This window comes from Anabaenopsis arnoldii, assembly GCF_028331025.1.
Taxonomy (GTDB): Bacteria; Cyanobacteriota; Cyanobacteriia; order Cyanobacteriales; family Nostocaceae; genus Anabaenopsis; species Anabaenopsis arnoldii.
Genome location: NZ_JAQMUH010000142.1, coordinates 1 through 17,452 on the forward strand (window position 1 = coordinate 1; position 17,452 = coordinate 17,452).

A 17,452-nucleotide genomic window follows, 5' to 3' on the forward strand; every position below is an offset into this window, starting at 1 on the left:
CCACCTTGTCTTGTCCTTGTCAGGGGAGGGGACTGGATTTTATTGTTTTTTGTGTGTTACCCAATCCTTCCCAATCCTTCCCAATCCTTCGGTGTGTTACCTGTTACCTGTTCCCTAATATAAAAATTACCTGTTTAACACTTGACAAACATCCTCTAAGAGATAATGTTGGTGATGAGCATGAGATTTACAAAGCTTAATTACTGCCAATGCTGATTAAGGAGTCAAATTAATTACAGGATTACCAATTTAGCAGAGCATTTAGAGCAGATTAGCCATGATGCAATTAATTGTTATTTGAAGAGAGAAAAGCTAACACCTCTGTGACTATGGGAAAATGTGAAAGACATAATTGAGCGAGATACCAATGGTTACATAATTTTAATACAGCAACTCAAACGCCCAAGTATTCCTATGTGCTTGGTGTAATTTAAATTGTCGCGTGGCGCGGCTAACCCCGCTCCCTATTTGTGCCAGTTGCGTAAGTCCTGAACAAATTTCAAATTTTTAATTTAAAAATTTTTATTTTTTTTGCAGTGGGGAGTAATTAGATGTATCTAATTACTCCCCACTGCAAAATTCATTTATGCAATATCGGGAGGGATTTGTTCACTCATTTCGTCTTGCTTCATCTGGTTTTGCAGGACATTTTGTAATTCTGAACGTTGGATTTCAACTGTATGATTGGTCTGACCAGGCGTTTCTAAAAATACTATACTATCTACGGGTTCTAGTGCTAGCAGTTGGAACAAAATATGGGTAACAGGAACAATTTTGGCCAGCATTTGAGGGTCAAGCCCAGCAGGTGAAATTAGGGAAACATCCTGTATGGTAGGGAAAGCGTAGATAACGCGCTTTTCCAGTCCTGGATGTGCACGATTGCTCAATGTAGTTAACACCCAGCGCTCTTCAGCATTTTGGAGAATATAGTACTGGGAATGGCGTAATTTCTTAGCGATCACAATCAATGCAGGAGCAATTGCTGAAACGAGATGTGGTGTTATGCCATCGCGGGGTGCATTATTAATCAGCAATTGAACTTGTGTTTTTAAATCCATAATGACTTGTAAACGGCTCGGTGGGTAATGGCAAAAGCATCTATCAAATTGTGAACTATCCCATCACAGTTGGGAACTCCGATAGCTACGGCTGGCTTAAGCCATACATAAGCACATCCTAATTACGGGAAAAATTTAAACAGCCAACACCCACAGTCATCAGATGTTTTACTTAAGTATTTTAGGGTCTTTCGAAAACCGAGACTATGAATTCAGTCGCAACTGCAACAATTCCAAGCAAAAAAGTTACCACCCCAACCGTTCAGGGAGACAATTCTATCGGCGTGGAAGGGACATTCCAAGTCCTATATCAGGAGCTTCAGGGATCAACTAAAGCTTCCCAGCAGAATTGCCATGATGTAGCCACAAGAATTACCACCGAAGTATACCGGATTTGCCAAGAGAGTAAACGTATCCAGGCTTCCGGCGACGTGCAAAGCTCGGCCATTTCCCTAGCCAGACATCGCCTGCAACAGTGTCTGAGATACTATCTCTTGGGTTCTAGTCGGGGTAGGGTAGAGTTACACAGTACTCTGAGTGCAATTATTTATCGCTACATCAATCCTCCTCAAAGACAGTTGAGCTATCAAGGACGACTGACCATTATTGAAGATTTTCTGCAGGGTTTTTATCTGGAAGCGTTAAATGCTTTCCGCAGGGAAAACCAGATGGTCTCCACTTATCGTCCCCAAACTCTCCTGGAATTGGCAGAATACATGGCGTTTATTGAACGCTATGGTAAGCGGCGAATTCCCTTACCAGGACGACAGCAGCAGCTGATCATCCTGCGAGCTCAAACGTTTTCCCAACAGCAACCCCAGGAAACCAATGTAGATATCGAACAAGCTGCAGAAGGTAGTTCCAATGACAACGATGGTTCTTGGGAAGAACCAGCAGTACAGCAATTACGTTCAGCAATGGCTATGCAAGCAGAACCAGAACCTGAAGAAGATACTCTGCGTTCGGTTGTGATTACAGAATTAATGGATTATCTCGAACAACGACAACAATCTGATTGTGCTGATTACTTCTGTCTTCGTCTTCAGGATTTATCAACTCAGGAAATTGAGTCTATTTTGGGTTTAACTCCCCGTCAACGCGACTACTTACAGCAACGCTTTAAATATCATCTGATTCGGTTTGCCTTATTACACCGTTGGGAATTAGTTCATGAGTGGTTAGAAGCCTCACTCCACACTAATTTGGGTTTAACTCCCCAGCAATGGCACAACTATACAGAATTATTGGATGACAAACACAGAGCGTTACTGAAATTGAAACAACTTGGACAGCCAGATGAGAAAATTGCTAAAACTCTAGGTTTGTCAACAGCCCAACTACAAAAACGGTGGTTTAAAATTTTGGAACAAGCATGGGAAATTCGTAACTCCCTAGTATCCGGATCAAGTGCATCTACTCATGAATAGTGACTCAGAATCCTTACAATCCGATTTACTCCATTGGTGGTTGGCTAATAAAACTAACACTAACGGGCTTAAACTGTTAAAGTGTAAGGAAATTGACGGGGTAGACGACCTTCTCAATGAGGTGGCTGCTTTCACAAGCTGTGACCTAGAATTGGGAAGAATGCCCCAAACCTTTCAATTGGGAGAAATTCCTACTGTGCAAGAACGTTTCCAATCTGTCCTCAAGCGTCGGCTACAAATCCAAGCTCAAGAGCAGCCTCCTTTATTCCCCTGGGAGTCTCAATTAGTTGATTACCCAGATTTTGTGGAAGAGCGATCGCTCGCATTAAGTTCTAACTGGGGATGGATACCACAGCAGTCAAAGCTGAATCTGCCTATACCCCTACCAGATAAAGTTTTCCAACAATTATTGGCAAGATGTCAGGGGTTGATTACATCTTCGCTACCTCTAGGGGCAAAACTAGTTCAGGTAGTTGAGAGCTTTTTCCCCCATGAGTCACAGACGATTAATGATTTAGCTGGATTAGTGCTCAGAAGCACCTATCGGTCTGTGAACACTCTGGATACAATTCCCCAGATCCAGAATAATTACTCAGATTTACAACCTCGTCAGCAGATGGCATTGTCATTACTTGCAGCTAAACAACTGCTAGATAACTTGACTTTACCAGTGTCTTTAGCCAATCCAGTGGTAGAAAGACAATGGTTAACCAGCGCCGGAACCCTGAGTTTGAGGGTAGAATACTATTCTCAGGATCATCTGGTGAAATTGAAAGTTAATTGTGATTTACCCGCTCCTGGAATTTTGAAACTACAAGGAAATGGTAAGCAGGCAATAGCCAATGCTGCTACTCCCGGAGAGTTGAGCATAGAATTATACAATGAAGAACTAGTTGCAAGCTATACCCTAGAAGTTGATTTTCCAGAACTAGACCAGCAGCCCTTAATGTTTGTGATTGGTTCGATCATTTAGTTGAAATCACCAATGCTAGTGTTGTCACCTAATTAGTAATTCATCTATCAAATATTACTTCTGTGTTGAAACTTCTCCTTCAGTCACAATTAGTCACAATCGATCATTAGGGTTTCTACTTTATTAACCAGTGGTAATTAATTGCTTTACGCAAACTGCATTGAAAACTACACAGGTTTAACCTCCGCAAACCGATGTAGCTTACCTTGGGGGAGTTCCTTTGTTTTTAACACAAACTGGCATAAAACATCATGGAGAATCAAGGTAGTCATACCAATTTGTAATTACAAAAGCCAGTTTCAATCGGGTTTTCCACATGATTGTGTCTGTGGCATTTTCCTGAGCTTGGTGTGAGTTGCTGTGCGAAAGATTGTTTTTATAGCATCATTTGTAGTATTCCTTTAGTGATATTCTCAATGTTTAACTTATCCACTAGCAACCCGGTTTAGCTTCTACCTATAGGCGGTTACTGGCGGCAAAATGTCCACAGACCAACGTCAACATCAGCAAAAAATATAATTTCCTTGAGATGACGAATGGCTGTAGAACCTTGTTGTGTAAGTAATCTGTTCAAACCTCAAATAGGCATCTTAGATATTGAAGCTGAGTCAAATCAGCACTTCGTGCTAGATATGCCAGGAATAAGGGACTTTTGCAATTACCGTTAAATACGCTCATTCTGCAATTAAACCCTGTTTTTTGAGCTTAGTTAAGGCATTTTCTGCAGACCGTTTTTTAGCCTCCTTTTTACCACGAGCTTTTCCTTCTCCGTAAAGCTGTTCACCAACAAAAACCTGGGCAAAATATTCCGGAGCATGATCTTGTCCTCCGATGCGTTCCGTGATATAATGGGGTAGCATAGACTCAAAGTTAGCCTGTACCCATTCCTGGAAGCGGTTCCTAGAATCGACATTAGAACGGACTTGAATAATTTCTTCAGGCACAGATTTAAATAAATCTAAAATAATCGGGCGGATTTTCTCAATATTGCCATCGCAATCTAAATAATAAGCTCCAACAACTGATTCAAAAGTGCTACTTAATAAATTGGGGCTTTTAAGTCCTCCATCCTGAATCGCTCCTTTTCCCAGGCGCATTAAGGATTCTAAACCAACTTCAATGGCAAATTTAGCGAGTTGCTTCTCGTCCACTAGTGCCGATCTTCGGCGAGTCATTTCATCTTCTGCCATCTCTCGATAGCGAGTATCGAGATAGAGATACTCTCCACTGAGAAAGGTCAGCAAAGCATCGCCTAAAAACTCTAAGCGCTCATTATCCTTTTCACCAGGATTTTCGTTGACATAGGAACGGTGAGTTAACGCCTGACGTAAAAGTTTTCCGTTGTTAAATTTTAATAATTCATGCATTTGTGTTTCGTCTCTGAACTCTTGTGAACGACTTAGTGAGATTGTTTGTTGAGATTTTGCATATCTCCTGGGGAATATTTTTAGTATATTTAGGTATTTATTAGCCAAAAAAATGATTTGTCATTTAAAAACTCAGGCTGGCTAGACATAAAGCGTTGTAACTCGTGTTTTTTGACGATAATATGGGGATAATTACCTTACCAGCTTGTAACACCACATTTGGTGTGAATTTTTTTATGGAAATACAATTAATTAACATTGGTTTCGGTAACATCGTGTCTGCCAACCGAGTAGTTGCCATTGTTAGTCCGGAGTCTGCCCCGATTAAACGGATCATTACCGATGCACGGGATAGAGGTCAACTAGTAGATGCAACTTATGGTCGTCGAACCAGGGCTGTAATTATTACTGATTCCAGCCACGTGATTCTTTCGGCAATTCAACCGGAAACCGTAGCGAATCGATTTGTGATTTCTCGAGATCATCATACTGTAGATAACTGATTTCATATAGGTCAATAACCCTACAGCTATCTGCACCCTATCCGCAGTACCATATTAATTAGAAAAGTTTTCTGTCACTCATGTGCTACAAATTTGTTGATCACAAGTTCCTCATCTCACAAAAACACAGCTAATGACCCATAAATAGTGTCTTTGTTTAGTGATCCCACAGGAGTTCCGTTAAACCCGCAAGTTAAGAGTGAGCCGAATTGCCGCAGGAGTTGAATTTACTTGAAGTCTGCTCTCGTGAGTCAGGTTGGGAAAAATAGTTACTAATTCTTACTGAGGGTAGCTCTAGGAATAGCAGTGTAGTTAACTAGACATAAAATAATAATAGCAACGTACATTCCACACAAATGCGCGGTGAGACCGTTAATAATTAATTCAGAGTTTGAACGGATGAAGCAAGTTTTACCTATCCAGACTGGTTCTAAAACCAAAGAAAGCCCTTTTCTAGGCAGGCTAATTGTTTTAACTGGCCCAAGTGGGGTTGGTAAAGGCACTTTACTGCACGCGCTCTTAAAACGTCATCCGGAACTTTACTATTCTGTATCCGTGACGACTCGTTCTCCCCGTCTAGGAGAAATTAACGGTGAGAATTATTACTTTATTAGCCGCACTAAGTTTGAACAATTAGTTTCCCAAGGTGAATTCTTGGAGTGGGCAGAATTTGCCGGTAATTATTACGGTACTCCTCGCGAAGCTGTGCTGAACCAAGTTCACTCTGGTAAATTGGTGGTACTGGAAATTGAACTTAAAGGCGCAAGACAAATCCGTGCTTCCTTCCCCAGCGCCCTGAGCATTTTTGTTTTACCGCCTTCTTTGAAGGAGTTGGAGAATCGGATACGTGGTCGAGGCCAAGATTCTGAGGAGGCGATCGCGCTTCGTCTGCGCCGGGCTGAAGAAGAAATTCAAGCCGCAGGGGAGTTTGACGTTCAAATTGTGAATGACGATTTAGAAAATGCTCTTAAGGACATAGAAGTCAAGTTATTTGATTGAAGCGCTCGTCCTAAGCTGAAAAAATCTACAGTTAGCAATGGCAATTTAAATATACCTAGGAAAGTAATCCCAAACTTTCTGGATGGGATAGAGGGACTACCAGTGCCTATAGTTTTAAAACTTTGGACTAAGGCTACCAACGCAAAACACTAGATTTATTTAGTATTTTATGAACGGTTATTGCCCTCCTGGATGATTTTTGCTAAAAATGGGACATCAGGCATGGGTAATAGCAAAACATAATTAATCATTAGCGATTACCAATGCCCAATGCCTGATTATGAAAAAATCTTAACCCAATAGACCTTGAATAAGTGCCAAATTGCTAGTTAAGAAATAAGCGACTACTGCACCGCCAATTCCACCGATTAAGAAAGAACTAGCAAAATTATTCCAGCTTTCTTTGGAGTTGAAAGCATCTACGGGTGGGTTGGGGACAGTGACACTGGCCATTGCCTTAGCAGGATTGGTATTGGCATATAGAGATAGGCAGGCTGTGAGAATCACAACCAAGCCAATAGCTCCCAGTAATCCAGCTAAGTTAGCATTAGATGCATCACGTAGAGGACCCAATTTAGCGAAAGGTCCAAATAGCAAGTAACCATGAGCCATGCCCACTTCTAGACCACGTCTTGAAGGATTGAGACCTTGACGATAGGCGGGTAAATTATTAATGAACCACTTCACCAAGGGAGAAGAATTAATCGGTGTTTCGAGGTTTCCTTGCTGAGGATCACGTCCTGCGGGAGACACTACCTCGCTATTTCTGGGATCGCTGGGGCGATTTTTCGATGAATTTACTGCTTGCGCCATATTGTGTATTCGCCTTTAAATTAGAATGATGGCATTGTTATATTATTAATAATAATTGTGGGTAAATATGTTTTTTGGGTCTTTAGTTTAAAAAAATTAATTTATCTGCTGTTCTTCAGATCAGATAATCGCCAGATGATCTGAGCCAATATTCCTGTTAATTCGGGTGATGCCTGAGCCTAATATTGTGTGGAGCAATTGCACCACACAATATTACGACTAAAACTCTACTTTTTACTTATGGGAGTGGGTGGAAAAGTAGGTCAGGAAAAAAGCGGTTAAATTCAATCAAAATTCCGGCAGTAATGGTTAGCCAGATGGTAGCTGCTACTGGAGCGGTAGAAAGAAAAGTGATGAAGTAGGAGGATTGCTCGCCTTTGTCTGCCATGAATTTAGTCTCCAAAAGAGATGAATTGAGTGAGGGATAATTAACGGGGAGAAACAGTAATTTCTGAATCTTTAGCGGTTAACTCACCCGATAGGAATTCTTTAATCGCGGCTGCGGGCCAAGCAAAGCCTGAGCCGATAATGGGTAGTGCTAAACCCAGATCAATTTGGATTTCTTTAGCTTCGGTGTCTGATAACTTTTTGATGGCTTGGAGGTAAGCACGGCCTACCCAGCCGATCCAACCGGCAATATACAAAAAGAGAATGCTGGGGATGAGGAAGTCACCAGCCCGATCGAGGCGACCGTCAACAATCAAGTGAGGGTAACCTTCAGGTCCACAGAGTGCCTGAGAATAACGCTCAAAGCGCTTTCTGCCTGATTCGGGATCTGCGGTGGTGTTCCGGGCATTTTTTGCTAGCTCTTGAAATGCGGGAGAGTCTTTACAAGGTACCAGGTTAGCCCCCAGCGCTTGGGCGGGAGGGGCAAAATTGGACCAAAGACAAATCGCTAAAATCAAAGCAAACAATCGTCTCATGAGTTGTTTCCTTTTATTACAAAACAAAAAGTTCTTGTACAAAACGAAGCGGCTTGTACAGTTGTTTATTTGCATAACTAGCAAGTCATCATACTCTTGGGCGGGAACAGAGTAAAGTTTAAGTAAATAAAAGTTAAAGCTTCTCCAACAAATCGTTACTTAACATAACCTGACAATGGCAACTGTTTTAGCAATAGAAACCAGCTGCGATGAAACTGCCGTGGCAATTGTAAACAATCGTCAAGTTTATAGCAGTGTGGTAGCTTCCCAAATTCTAGTTCACAGTGAATATGGTGGGGTAGTACCAGAGGTGGCATCCCGTCAACATCTAGAAACAATCAATCAGGCGATCGCACAGGCTTTAGAGCAAGCCCAACTAGACTGGGATCAAATAGATGGCATTGCCGCCACCTGTGCTCCTGGACTTGTAGGAGCACTCTTGGTAGGGTTGACTGCTGCTAAAACTTTAGCAATGTTACATAACAAGCCATTCTTGGGAGTGCATCACCTCGAAGGCCACATTTACGCAACTTATTTGAGTGAGCCTAGTTTAGATCCCCCATTTCTTAGCTTACTAGTTTCTGGTGGACATACAAGCTTGATTTACGTTAAGGATTGTGGTGTTTACGAAACCCTGGGTGAAACTCGCGATGATGCCGCAGGTGAAGCTTTTGATAAAGTAGCACGGTTATTACAACTGGGTTATCCTGGTGGACCTCTCATTGATAAATTAGCACAAACGGGAAATCCCCGCGCCTTTACTTTGCCAGAAGGTAAAGTTTCTTTACCAGGTGGGGGATATCATCGCTATGACAGCAGTTTTAGTGGGTTAAAGACGGCGGTACTGCGATTGGTTCAGCAATTAGAGAAAGATGAAAAACAATTACCAGTCAGTGATTTAGCGGCTAGCTTTCAGGAGACTGTGGCGCGATCGCTGACCAAAAGAGCGATCGCCTGCGCCCTCGACTATAATCTCAATACCATTGCCGTTGGTGGAGGGGTAGCAGCTAACAGCAGCCTGAGAAAAACCTTACAGGTAGCTGCCGGCGAGCATAACCTGCGTGTCCTGTTCCCACCCATGAAATACTGCACCGATAACGCTGCTATGATTGCCAGCGCTGGGTCTCATCACCTATCCCTTGGTCATACATCACCCTTGACTTTAGGTGTTCAGTCCAGGTTACCACTCACCCAGGTCATGAAGTTGTATAGTTGATAATTCAGCTATACAACTTCATCAAATCATCTGCGACAAAGACCTGTGCTTAGGGGGAGCAAATCCTCTCAATAACTTGTCTGGTTGATAGATAGGGTAGCGCAGCAATGGAAAAAATCCCACGGGCTTGCTAGCCGTGGGATTGTCCCATGGAAAATTGTTTGACTATTGACCAAATATGATCAGCAACTGCATCCGGCTGTTCTAACATTGCCAAGTGACCACAATCGGGAATTTCAATCACATTGTCACCAGTATATTTAAAAAGCCGATGAAAACTAGCTAAATGGCGAACGTACTTGGGTTCCATTACTTTGTCATCAGTACCAGCCAAGAAATAAACTGGCTGCTGCAACTGAGACACTAGTTGAGGTAAACGGTTAATTTCTTCCTCGGTTGTAAAGTCTAGTAATGCTCCTAGCGCGGCTTCTGGGTCAGCCATGACAAAATCTACCACACGCTGACGCGCCCAATAACGGTCTAAAGGACGAGCGACACTTGCTCTAGTAAATAACAAATCAATTAAAGGGATATGAGAAAGCCAGCGCGGACGGACTTGCAAGAATCTTTGACCTGCTGAACGAAACTGCTCAAAGGACTCTTTGAGATAAATACCACCACCGGCGTTGATACATATAACTCCTTTAACACATTCAGGCATTTGAGCAGCAGCCCACAGGGCGATTGTGCCTCCCAAGGAATGCCCAATTAGCCAAGCACTAGTAATATTCATCTGTTCTAGAAGAGCAGCTAAATCCTGAGCATAAACAGCTGGCGTATAAATAGAATCAAGGGACAAACTCGACTCATCAATTGAGTTAGAAGTCAAGTTTACAGAAGTTGGTGTTTGAGTCAAATCTGGTTCTGGCTGGGATTTAGATTCACCAAAACCTCGCAAATCATAAGAAAGGCACTGCAAGCCAACTGAGAGGCGAGAAATGACAGGTTGCCAATACCCACGGCTATTGAGCCAACCGTGGATAAAGACTAAAGCATGGGGACAGGAAGTAGGAGCCGTGAGCTCGTATGCGTGTGGAACGCCCAAGATTTCAATGGTTGCCATACCTAATATCGTACCGCCAGCAACGGGTGCGATTGACGTACTTGCCCGTATTAACAACGGGGTATTATGGGGTTAAACAGCAATAACAGGTACAGCCTGTCTGAGCTGGTCTCAACCACCGGATAACACCTAACGCGGTATATGTTTCTTTGGGATTAGTACATTTTGGTAACAAACTTGTCTATTATAGCATTGAATAGCCCAAGAAATGCCGCCGGTTGGGGATATTACGCGCATCAATCAGCGCGGTGTTCCACCAGTAGTAACCATGTACCAATCTCCCATCCCTAAGCCATCTTAGAGAATTCAACTGAGATTCCCCAGTTTTTAGGAAATTACTCCTGGACTGCAAAACAAAATGCTAAACTGGTAAATGATTGGTGTGAAACACGCTATAAAAAGCCGTTGCCATCAAAAAATCCCGGAAACATCTAAAGAAATTTAAGTGAGAGGGATATTGAGGGTTTCAGCTTTCTAGAACGTGAATCAACACTCCTGTGAAAGTGGAAGCCAATTAAGTTATACTACCCGAACCACGTTGGCATGGGTTTTTGGAAAACTTGGTTTAATAGTCCTGAGTCTATAGCGACAAGTAAAACTAACTCTTTCGAGGAACGTACACGGTCTGTGGCGAGCGAATCTAGCCCCAATGGCGAGAGCGTTGCTTATCAGAAGGAGACTCGTATTGTTTTTAGTACGGAGCGAAATATTGACCTCTATGAACTGGAGGAACTTTGCGATGCAGTTGGTTGGTCGCGTCGTCCTTTAAGAAAAGTCAAAAAAGCCATTGAGCATAGTTTTCTCGTAGCGTCTATGTGGCAAGTGCGAGGAAACCAGAAACGGCTCATTGGTTTCGCTCGTGCTACCTCTGACCATGCTTTTAATGCGACTATTTGGGATGTGGTAGTTCACCCCGACTTTCAAGGGAAAGGACTGGGTAAAGCCCTGATGAAATACGTACTCAAAAAACTCAGAAGTGAAGAAATTAGCAATGTTACTCTATTTGCCGATCCTCATGTTCTAGATTTTTATCGCGGTATGGGTTTTATGTCAGACCCAGAAGGCATTAAAGGTATGTTCTGGTATCCGCAGTAATTGTCAGCCAAGGTTAGGCAGTTTCTACCAAAAAACGCGCACATTGCCCCTAGTTTCTAACTATGGGGGTGTAGTGCGCTAGGAACTTCAGTCGCAGTCCTAAAAATAAATTTGACAAATATTAGCTTTAATGTATAATAGATTGTGGTAGCTATATGCATAACTTGCAGCCGTGGGGCACACGGTCAAGATGCTTGCTGTAAGCGGAGCGGGGCGTTAGCGCGGGTAAATTCATTGGAGTCCCCGTGAAGCAAGAATCCCCTGGCTTCTAGCCGTGGGGAGTGTCAAAGGGGATGGAGTTTTACGGGTGCTAAAATCAAGATAAAATTGGTTAGCCAAAATCAGTTAAACGTGCTATTATGATATAATATTAATGTCGAGGTGATAAACTATCATTTGGGACGCAGTTCCAAAGATTTAACCTGTTTAACTATAATTAAACCAGCGTGTATGTTGGTTTTAAAGATTATAGAGGGCATTAAGACTAATCGATCCGGGATGTAGCGCAGCTTGGTAGCGCGCCTGCTTTGGGAGCAGGATGTCGCAGGTTCAAATCCTGTCATCCCGATTTTAATTTATAATTGGCAGGTATGAATTTAATAGACAAGGATCGAGATTATCTAAGTCTTGCGTGAGAAGTTGAGATAAAAGCGCGTTAGGCTGGAACGATTAATCATCTCATGTCGTCAACTAGATTTAAGCAAGCCAATTACATGGCATTGAGCATTTCAACTGTGGGGGGAGGTCTCCCCGTCTTCAGAGCAAACTAAACAAGATTAACAACCATTGTGCATTAAATACCCAGGCAACCTGGAGAAAAACACCATGCGATCGCGCATTAGCAGAGAACTTATTTTGGGTGAGGAAATGGCGGTTTTTGAGAATTAATTGTTAGCATTGAACCGCAAAAACAAATTTTTCAGATTTTCCGCAGGATGAGAATATAACTAAAACTAGTTATTCTAGTCCTCATACCAGCATTTCTCTGTCTTATTTAACTATTGATGTGAGGAGATATTATGAAAGCATTAGTTCGCTGGGGCGCAACATTAGGACTACTTGGAAGTACTTTACTGGGATCGGTTTTTGTGGGTAATTTGCCCGTACTGGCTTTGTCAGAACAGCAAATAAAAGAAAAATTAGATGCTGTACCCGTATATCTAATTACTAATGATCAGGGTGCTCCACTGAGTCGCCCGTTATCGGACAGTGAAACAACTGGTGCGTCGGTGACTGGTGTTTATATGAGTCGGCAGGAAGCTCAAACTTTTATTAAGGAACTACAGGGCGTACCGGGTAAAGATCCGAAAATGGAAAAAATGGTGAACAGCCTACAAGTAACAGCAGTGCCTCTAGGTGTGATTTATCAAGAATTGCAACAAAGTAAAAATCAGTCAGAACGCCTTATATTTGCCTTTAAACCGGTAGAGGGGGAAATTAAGGGAGCAATGGAATTACTGCGTCAAAGTGGTCAAAAAGTAACCCAGTTTCCTAGCGTGCCGATTTTTGCGGTGAGATTTTCACCAAATCAGGGTTATGTGCCCATTCAGTTCAAATCTGATAATAATGAAGAATTGATTCCTTTGTTTTTAAGCAAGCAAGATGCCCAAGGCTTATTAAATCAAGTGAAGCCGAAGTTTCCCCAAGCGGATATTCAGGTCATAGATATAGACGGGGTAATTAAAACTTTACAGGATAAAGATGATCCTTGGCTTAACCAAGTTGTTCTCGTACCATCTCAAGAATCTCGAGAATATATCAACACTTTGCCTAGACAGGGTAGTAATAATTCAGGGACAGCTAGACCTCAGCAACGTTAAGGAATGACAGACAAATGTGATGGGGTAGTTTCCGGTTTACGGCTTTGGGAGTGGCGTAACAGAGCGATCGCCCAAGCCGTCGCTCATGACATTTCCCCCGCCGAAGTAGATTGGTTACTTCTGGAAGTAGGGGATTTAGACCGCTTGGGGCTGCGTTTAGAATCTTTTAAACAGAGGGCTGACATTCCCATGTCCTTACCTTTAGAAAACTTAGAGCAGTTATGGGAAAGGCGATTAAATGAACACCTGCCAGTACAGTATATTGCCGGAGTAACCCCTTGGCGAAATTTTAAAATCGCCGTGTCAAATGCAGTTTTAATTCCCAGACCGGAAACTGAATATTTAATTGATCTAGCTGTGGCGGCTGGGAATAACGGTAGCGCCGCCCCATTGCTCAGTTCCGGACATTGGGCAGACTTAGGTACTGGTAGCGGTGCGATCGCCTTAGGTTTAGCAGATGCTTTACCAAAAGCAACAATTCATGCAGTGGATTACAGCCCGGAAGCATTAAAAATTGCCCAGTCAAATGCTTGTAATTTAGGTTTTGACCACCGGATTAAATTTTATCAGGGTTGTTGGTGGGAGCCGCTAACAGCCCTCAAAGGACAGTTTAGCGGTATGGTATCCAACCCACCTTATATTCCCACTACTACTGTGGCTACCTTGCAACCAGAAGTAGTCAACCATGAACCACATCTAGCTTTAGATGGTGGTACTGATGGCTTAGATTGTATTCGCCAGTTAATAGAAATTTCTCCGGACTATTTGCGCCCTGGTGGGGTATGGCTAATTGAGATGATGGCGGGACAGGCGGATACTGTACACAGACTTTTACAGCAACAAGGTAGCTACTCTAATATTCAAATTTACCAGGACTTAGCAGGTATTGAAAGATTTGCGGTAGCTTCTATAAGTGGCTAGTCGTGAAATAATTGTTAATTCAACTGTGTTCAATCTGACAAATGACTCAAGTTTCTTTAGTTGACTTAATAACCGGCGCACGTGCTGGCTTATTGGTCAGTTTTCCCACAGATACAGTACCCGCACTGGCGACTTTACCAGAGCAAGCACCATTGATTTTTGAGGCGAAACGGCGCAGTCAAGATAAACCTTTGATTTTGATGGGAGCTAGTGCGGAGGATTTATGGCCTTATGTCCAAGGTAATGAAAATGAGTGGAAAATTTGGCAACAGGTGGCAAGTAGATATTGGCCGGGAGGATTAACATTAGTATTACCAGCTAGCGATCGCGTCCCAAAACAGATGAATCCTCATGACCCTAATACAATTGGTATTCGAGTCCCTGATAGTGCGATCGCTCAAACCATTTTGGCGCAAACAGGCCCCCTTGCCACCACCAGCGCTAATTTTTCAGGTCAACCACCCTTAAAAGACTTAGCAGAAATTGCTGATCAGTTCCCTGAAGTTCTGACTCTGGAATCAACTCAAGGTCGTGCTGAAGTTTCTGGAATTGGTGTACCTTCCACTGTGTGTAAGTGGACTGGTAATAATTGGCAAATCTTACGCCAAGGTACGGTTAAATTAAGTTTTGAGAATAATTGTTAAATAATGGTCAATTGGATATATTTAGGTGTAGGAATATTACTGGGGTTGGGTATTCGGGAAGTATTTAGTCGGTTATCGCCGGTCATCTCTCCACAGCAGGCGCAAATTACAGCAGCACAGATCAAGCAAACAGAATTAGCTTACCAAATGGCGCGGGAAATGAGCCTGTTTAAAGGGGGATTTTTAGCCCGGACTACCCATGAATTGCGATCGCCCCTAAATGGTTTAATTGGCTTACATCAGTTAATTTTGTCCGATTTGTGTGAAAATCCAGAAGAGGAGCGAGAATTTATTGCTCAAGCCCACGAAAGAGCGCTGAAACTACTACACCTAATTGATGAAATTCTTAACATAGCCAGAACAGAACATGGGACTAATAAATTAGATATTCAACCCCACTGCTTGGCTAGGATTTTACAGGAAGTTAATAATTTAACTTATATGGTGGCAGCAAATCGCAATTTATCCTTGCGTGTTGTGCTTCCAGACGCAGAAATTTATGTTTTGGCAGATTACCGCTGGCTCCGCCAAATATTGGTCAATTTAGTAGACACTGCGATTAATCAAATGGAATTTGGTAGTATCCGTCTTTCTAGTAGTTTCTCGCCTACTAATAATAGGCTGGAGATTTTCCTGGATATTCCAAGCCATGCTGTCACTACAAGTGAGTCGATAGAACTAATGAAATTAGGGTTTGAGAGTCCTGAGATTGATCCAGATCATAGGACTCTTTCCCCAGGAATGAAGATGTTATTAAACCAGAGTCTCTTGGAGATGATGGGAGGAAAATTAGAAGTTGTTCCTTGTCCAAGCACTGAAGAAACAAATGAAGAATTAACTAGGTTACAAATTTCTATCCCCCCAGTGATTCCTGAAGCTGAACTTCAGTGATCGGGAGAGTTTCAATATTTGGTTGGTGATATAGTACCATTGTGGTGCTGACATTGGACTGAAAACCAATTTTTTCGTAAAACTCCTGTTGATGAGTAGTCATTAAGTATACTCGCTCAACCCTTCTGACCCGGGGATGACTTAAAACGGTTTCTACCAATTTACGCCCCAGACCAGTACCGCGATAATCTGGGTGAATCACCACATCCCAGATAGTAGCACGATAGATACCGTCAGAAGTCGCCCTGGCAAAGCCAATCAGCTGCTCTCCATCGCAAATACTGATCACCGGGTCGCTATTAGCGATCGCTATACTTAAATCCTCAATAGTACGTCCTTTTGCCCAAAAAGCGGCAAGATTAAATAATTCTTGAAGTTGGTAAAGGTTGATTTCTGACTGGCGATATTCCCTAAATTGAATTTGAGGATAGTTCATGTTTTGCACCCCAAGGCAGTATCATTATTTGGATGAACTCATATTGTCCTAGAAAGTTTCCGATACGTATATCTATATGCAACTATCTTCAAGTTTAATTATCATTATTTAATGACAAATCCACTTCCACAGAGGATGAGTAGGTCCTTGCTGTCTGATTTTCAAAACTTGTTTTTCTAGGCGTTGTTTTTCGCGTTCTGGTAATCCCAGGAGAATACTTCGGCTTTGCCAAAGTATAGTAGAAACGGTAGTACCGATACAAACGGCTAAACCGAGGCTAGATAGTGGATGTTGACATACTCACCGACCTTGAAGGTCGGTGATTCTTGACAGTTCACAGTAACTCGCTGCCGAAACAGTCTTACAGTCACTCCCTGTCCGTTTTAGGTCGTGCCGATGCCCCATGCCGACCATTTCTATGTTCTTAGCAGCATTCTCATCTCTGTCTGCAAGAGTGTTGCAATTCAAGCACAACACTGAGCGAACAGACAAATCAATCTTGCCCCAACGATACCCACAACAAGAGCAAATCTGGCTAGTAGGTTCCCATCTGTCAATTATTCTGAAATCCCGTTTAAGTTTCTCAGATTTAGCCTCACAAAAAATTCTGAATTGCCGCCACCCTTGCAAATTAATCGCCCTAGATAGTCTACGGTTTTTGAGCATTCCTGAGACATTCAAATCCTCCAAAACAATTACTTGGTTATCGTTAACTATTTTGGTTGATAGCTTATGTAAAAAATCTTTTCTGGTATCAGAAATATGGTTGTGTAATTTAGCTATCCTTATGCGAGTATTGTTTCTCCTTTTTGAATCTTTTTGTTGACGCGCTAATTTTCGCTGCAATTTACGAATCTTGCGGTCATGTTTTGAGTATATAGGGCTTAAAACCTTCTCTCCATTGCTCATTGTAGCAAAAGTCTTTAGTCCTAAATCAATACCTATGCTTTGGTTTTTGGCAACAGTAATATTGGGTTTAACTTCTACAACGAAGCTAAGAAAATAGCGGTTAGCGCCATCCTTAATCACTGTAACTGAGCTAGGTTCAGATGGCAGTTCTCTTGACCAAATTGGTTTGATATTCCCAATTTTTGCTATGTAAACTACTCCATCTTTTATAGAAAAACCAGCTTTAGTAAACTCTGCTGATTGTGAGTTGGTTTTCTTTTTAAATCTAGGAACCCCAACCTTTTTACCTTTTCTCTTACCTTTAAGGGAATTGAAAAAGTTTTTGTAAGCAACATCTAAATGCCTAAGAGACTGTTGTAATGGCACTGAAGAAACATCAGATAGCCATTTTCTC

At 42.2% G+C, this 17,452-nt stretch carries 18 protein-coding genes, 1 tRNA gene and 1 pseudogene; 11 read left to right on the forward strand and 9 right to left on the reverse strand.

From position 1 onward, the window contains the following. Positions 1–584 precede the first annotated feature (584 nt). Complete coding sequence (locus tag PN457_RS12710) at positions 585–1,058, reverse strand: hypothetical protein (RefSeq protein ID WP_271733720.1); 474 nt, start codon at positions 1,056–1,058, stop codon at positions 585–587. Positions 1,059–1,264: 206 nt separating this feature from the next. On the opposite strand from PN457_RS12710, the gene hetZ reads away from it, so the two are divergent. After that, complete coding sequence (hetZ, locus tag PN457_RS12715; protein WP_271733721.1) at positions 1,265–2,485, forward strand: heterocyst differentiation protein HetZ; 1,221 nt, start codon at positions 1,265–1,267, stop codon at positions 2,483–2,485. Further along, positions 2,478–3,458: a PatU gene (locus PN457_RS12720; protein WP_271733722.1), complete on the forward strand. Its 981-nt coding sequence runs from the start codon at positions 2,478–2,480 to the stop codon at positions 3,456–3,458. The genes hetZ and PN457_RS12720 overlap by 8 nt, the downstream gene beginning before the upstream one ends. Positions 3,459–4,132: 674 nt before the next feature. Here the strand turns inward: PN457_RS12720 and rnc are convergent. Continuing rightward, the gene (rnc, locus tag PN457_RS12725; protein ID WP_271733723.1) at positions 4,133–4,825 is read right to left on the reverse strand and encodes a ribonuclease III; all 693 of its coding nucleotides are present in this window, start codon (positions 4,823–4,825) and stop codon (positions 4,133–4,135) included. 236 nt (positions 4,826–5,061) lie between these two features. On the opposite strand from rnc, the gene remA reads away from it, so the two are divergent. Together remA and gmk are read left to right on the forward strand one after the other, a co-directional pair. Further along, positions 5,062–5,328, forward strand: a complete 267-nt coding sequence (gene remA, locus PN457_RS12730; protein ID WP_271733739.1) for an extracellular matrix/biofilm regulator RemA — start codon at positions 5,062–5,064, stop codon at positions 5,326–5,328. A 399-nt stretch (positions 5,329–5,727) separates the two neighbouring features. Continuing rightward, positions 5,728–6,327 (forward strand): guanylate kinase, encoded by a 600-nt coding sequence (gmk, locus tag PN457_RS12735; RefSeq protein WP_271733725.1) that lies wholly within the window; start codon positions 5,728–5,730, stop codon positions 6,325–6,327. Between the two features lie 291 nt (positions 6,328–6,618). On the opposite strand, the gene PN457_RS12740 is transcribed toward gmk, so the two are convergent. The 3 genes from PN457_RS12740 to PN457_RS12750 all read right to left on the reverse strand — a co-directional run bounded on the left by PN457_RS12740 (position 6,619) and on the right by PN457_RS12750 (position 8,063). Continuing rightward, positions 6,619–7,140, reverse strand: coding sequence for a photosystem I reaction center protein subunit XI (locus PN457_RS12740; RefSeq protein WP_271733726.1), 522 nt, complete (start codon positions 7,138–7,140; stop codon positions 6,619–6,621). 238 nt (positions 7,141–7,378) lie between these two features. Continuing rightward, positions 7,379–7,528 carry a photosystem I reaction center subunit IX gene (gene psaJ, locus PN457_RS12745; RefSeq protein ID WP_271733727.1) on the reverse strand — a complete coding sequence of 50 codons (150 nt, stop codon included), beginning with the start codon at positions 7,526–7,528 and terminating at the stop codon, positions 7,379–7,381. Between the two features lie 40 nt (positions 7,529–7,568). Beyond that, complete coding sequence (locus tag PN457_RS12750; RefSeq protein WP_271733728.1) at positions 7,569–8,063, reverse strand: Photosystem I reaction center subunit III; 495 nt, start codon at positions 8,061–8,063, stop codon at positions 7,569–7,571. 175 nt (positions 8,064–8,238) lie between these two features. Between PN457_RS12750 and tsaD the strand changes: the two genes are divergently transcribed. Continuing rightward, entirely contained in the window at positions 8,239–9,279 is a 1,041-nt protein-coding gene (gene tsaD, locus PN457_RS12755; RefSeq protein ID WP_271733729.1) for a tRNA (adenosine(37)-N6)-threonylcarbamoyltransferase complex transferase subunit TsaD, read from the forward strand. A gap of 130 nt (positions 9,280–9,409) precedes the next feature. Here the strand turns inward: tsaD and PN457_RS12760 are convergent, their stop codons facing one another. Beyond that, positions 9,410–10,342 (reverse strand): alpha/beta fold hydrolase, encoded by a 933-nt coding sequence (locus PN457_RS12760; RefSeq protein WP_271733730.1) that lies wholly within the window; start codon positions 10,340–10,342, stop codon positions 9,410–9,412. 543 nt (positions 10,343–10,885) lie between these two features. On the opposite strand from PN457_RS12760, the gene PN457_RS12765 reads away from it, so the two are divergent. From PN457_RS12765 to PN457_RS12790, 6 genes are all read left to right on the forward strand, one after another. After that, the gene (locus PN457_RS12765; protein ID WP_271733731.1) at positions 10,886–11,437 is read left to right on the forward strand and encodes a GNAT family N-acetyltransferase; all 552 of its coding nucleotides are present in this window, start codon (positions 10,886–10,888) and stop codon (positions 11,435–11,437) included. Between the two features lie 494 nt (positions 11,438–11,931). Continuing rightward, positions 11,932–12,005: transfer RNA gene (locus PN457_RS12770), tRNA-Pro, on the forward strand. Between the two features lie 451 nt (positions 12,006–12,456). Further along, positions 12,457–13,257: a Tic22 family protein gene (locus PN457_RS12775; RefSeq protein WP_271733732.1), complete on the forward strand. Its 801-nt coding sequence runs from the start codon at positions 12,457–12,459 to the stop codon at positions 13,255–13,257. 3 nt (positions 13,258–13,260) lie between these two features. Then, a complete protein-coding gene (gene prmC, locus PN457_RS12780; protein ID WP_271733733.1) occupies positions 13,261–14,178 on the forward strand; it encodes a peptide chain release factor N(5)-glutamine methyltransferase in 918 nt (305 codons plus the stop codon). Positions 14,179–14,219: 41 nt separating this feature from the next. Continuing rightward, a complete protein-coding gene (locus PN457_RS12785) occupies positions 14,220–14,822 on the forward strand; it encodes an L-threonylcarbamoyladenylate synthase (RefSeq protein ID WP_271733734.1) in 603 nt (200 codons plus the stop codon). 3 nt (positions 14,823–14,825) lie between these two features. Beyond that, entirely contained in the window at positions 14,826–15,713 is an 888-nt protein-coding gene (locus PN457_RS12790; protein WP_271733735.1) for a sensor histidine kinase, read from the forward strand. Here the strand turns inward: PN457_RS12790 and PN457_RS12795 are convergent. From PN457_RS12795 to PN457_RS12805, 3 genes and pseudogenes are all read right to left on the reverse strand, one after another. Beyond that, on the reverse strand, positions 15,676–16,149 hold the full coding sequence (locus PN457_RS12795; protein WP_271733737.1) for a GNAT family N-acetyltransferase: 474 nt from the start codon (positions 16,147–16,149) through the stop codon (positions 15,676–15,678). The genes PN457_RS12790 and PN457_RS12795 overlap by 38 nt on opposite strands. A 108-nt stretch (positions 16,150–16,257) precedes the next feature. Then, positions 16,258–16,440, reverse strand: a pseudogene (locus tag PN457_RS12800) (hypothetical protein); the annotation flags it as partial. A gap of 9 nt (positions 16,441–16,449) precedes the next feature. Further along, positions 16,450–17,452: RNA-guided endonuclease InsQ/TnpB family protein (locus PN457_RS12805; protein WP_271733738.1), on the reverse strand; the 1,003-nt coding region annotated here is incomplete at its 5' end.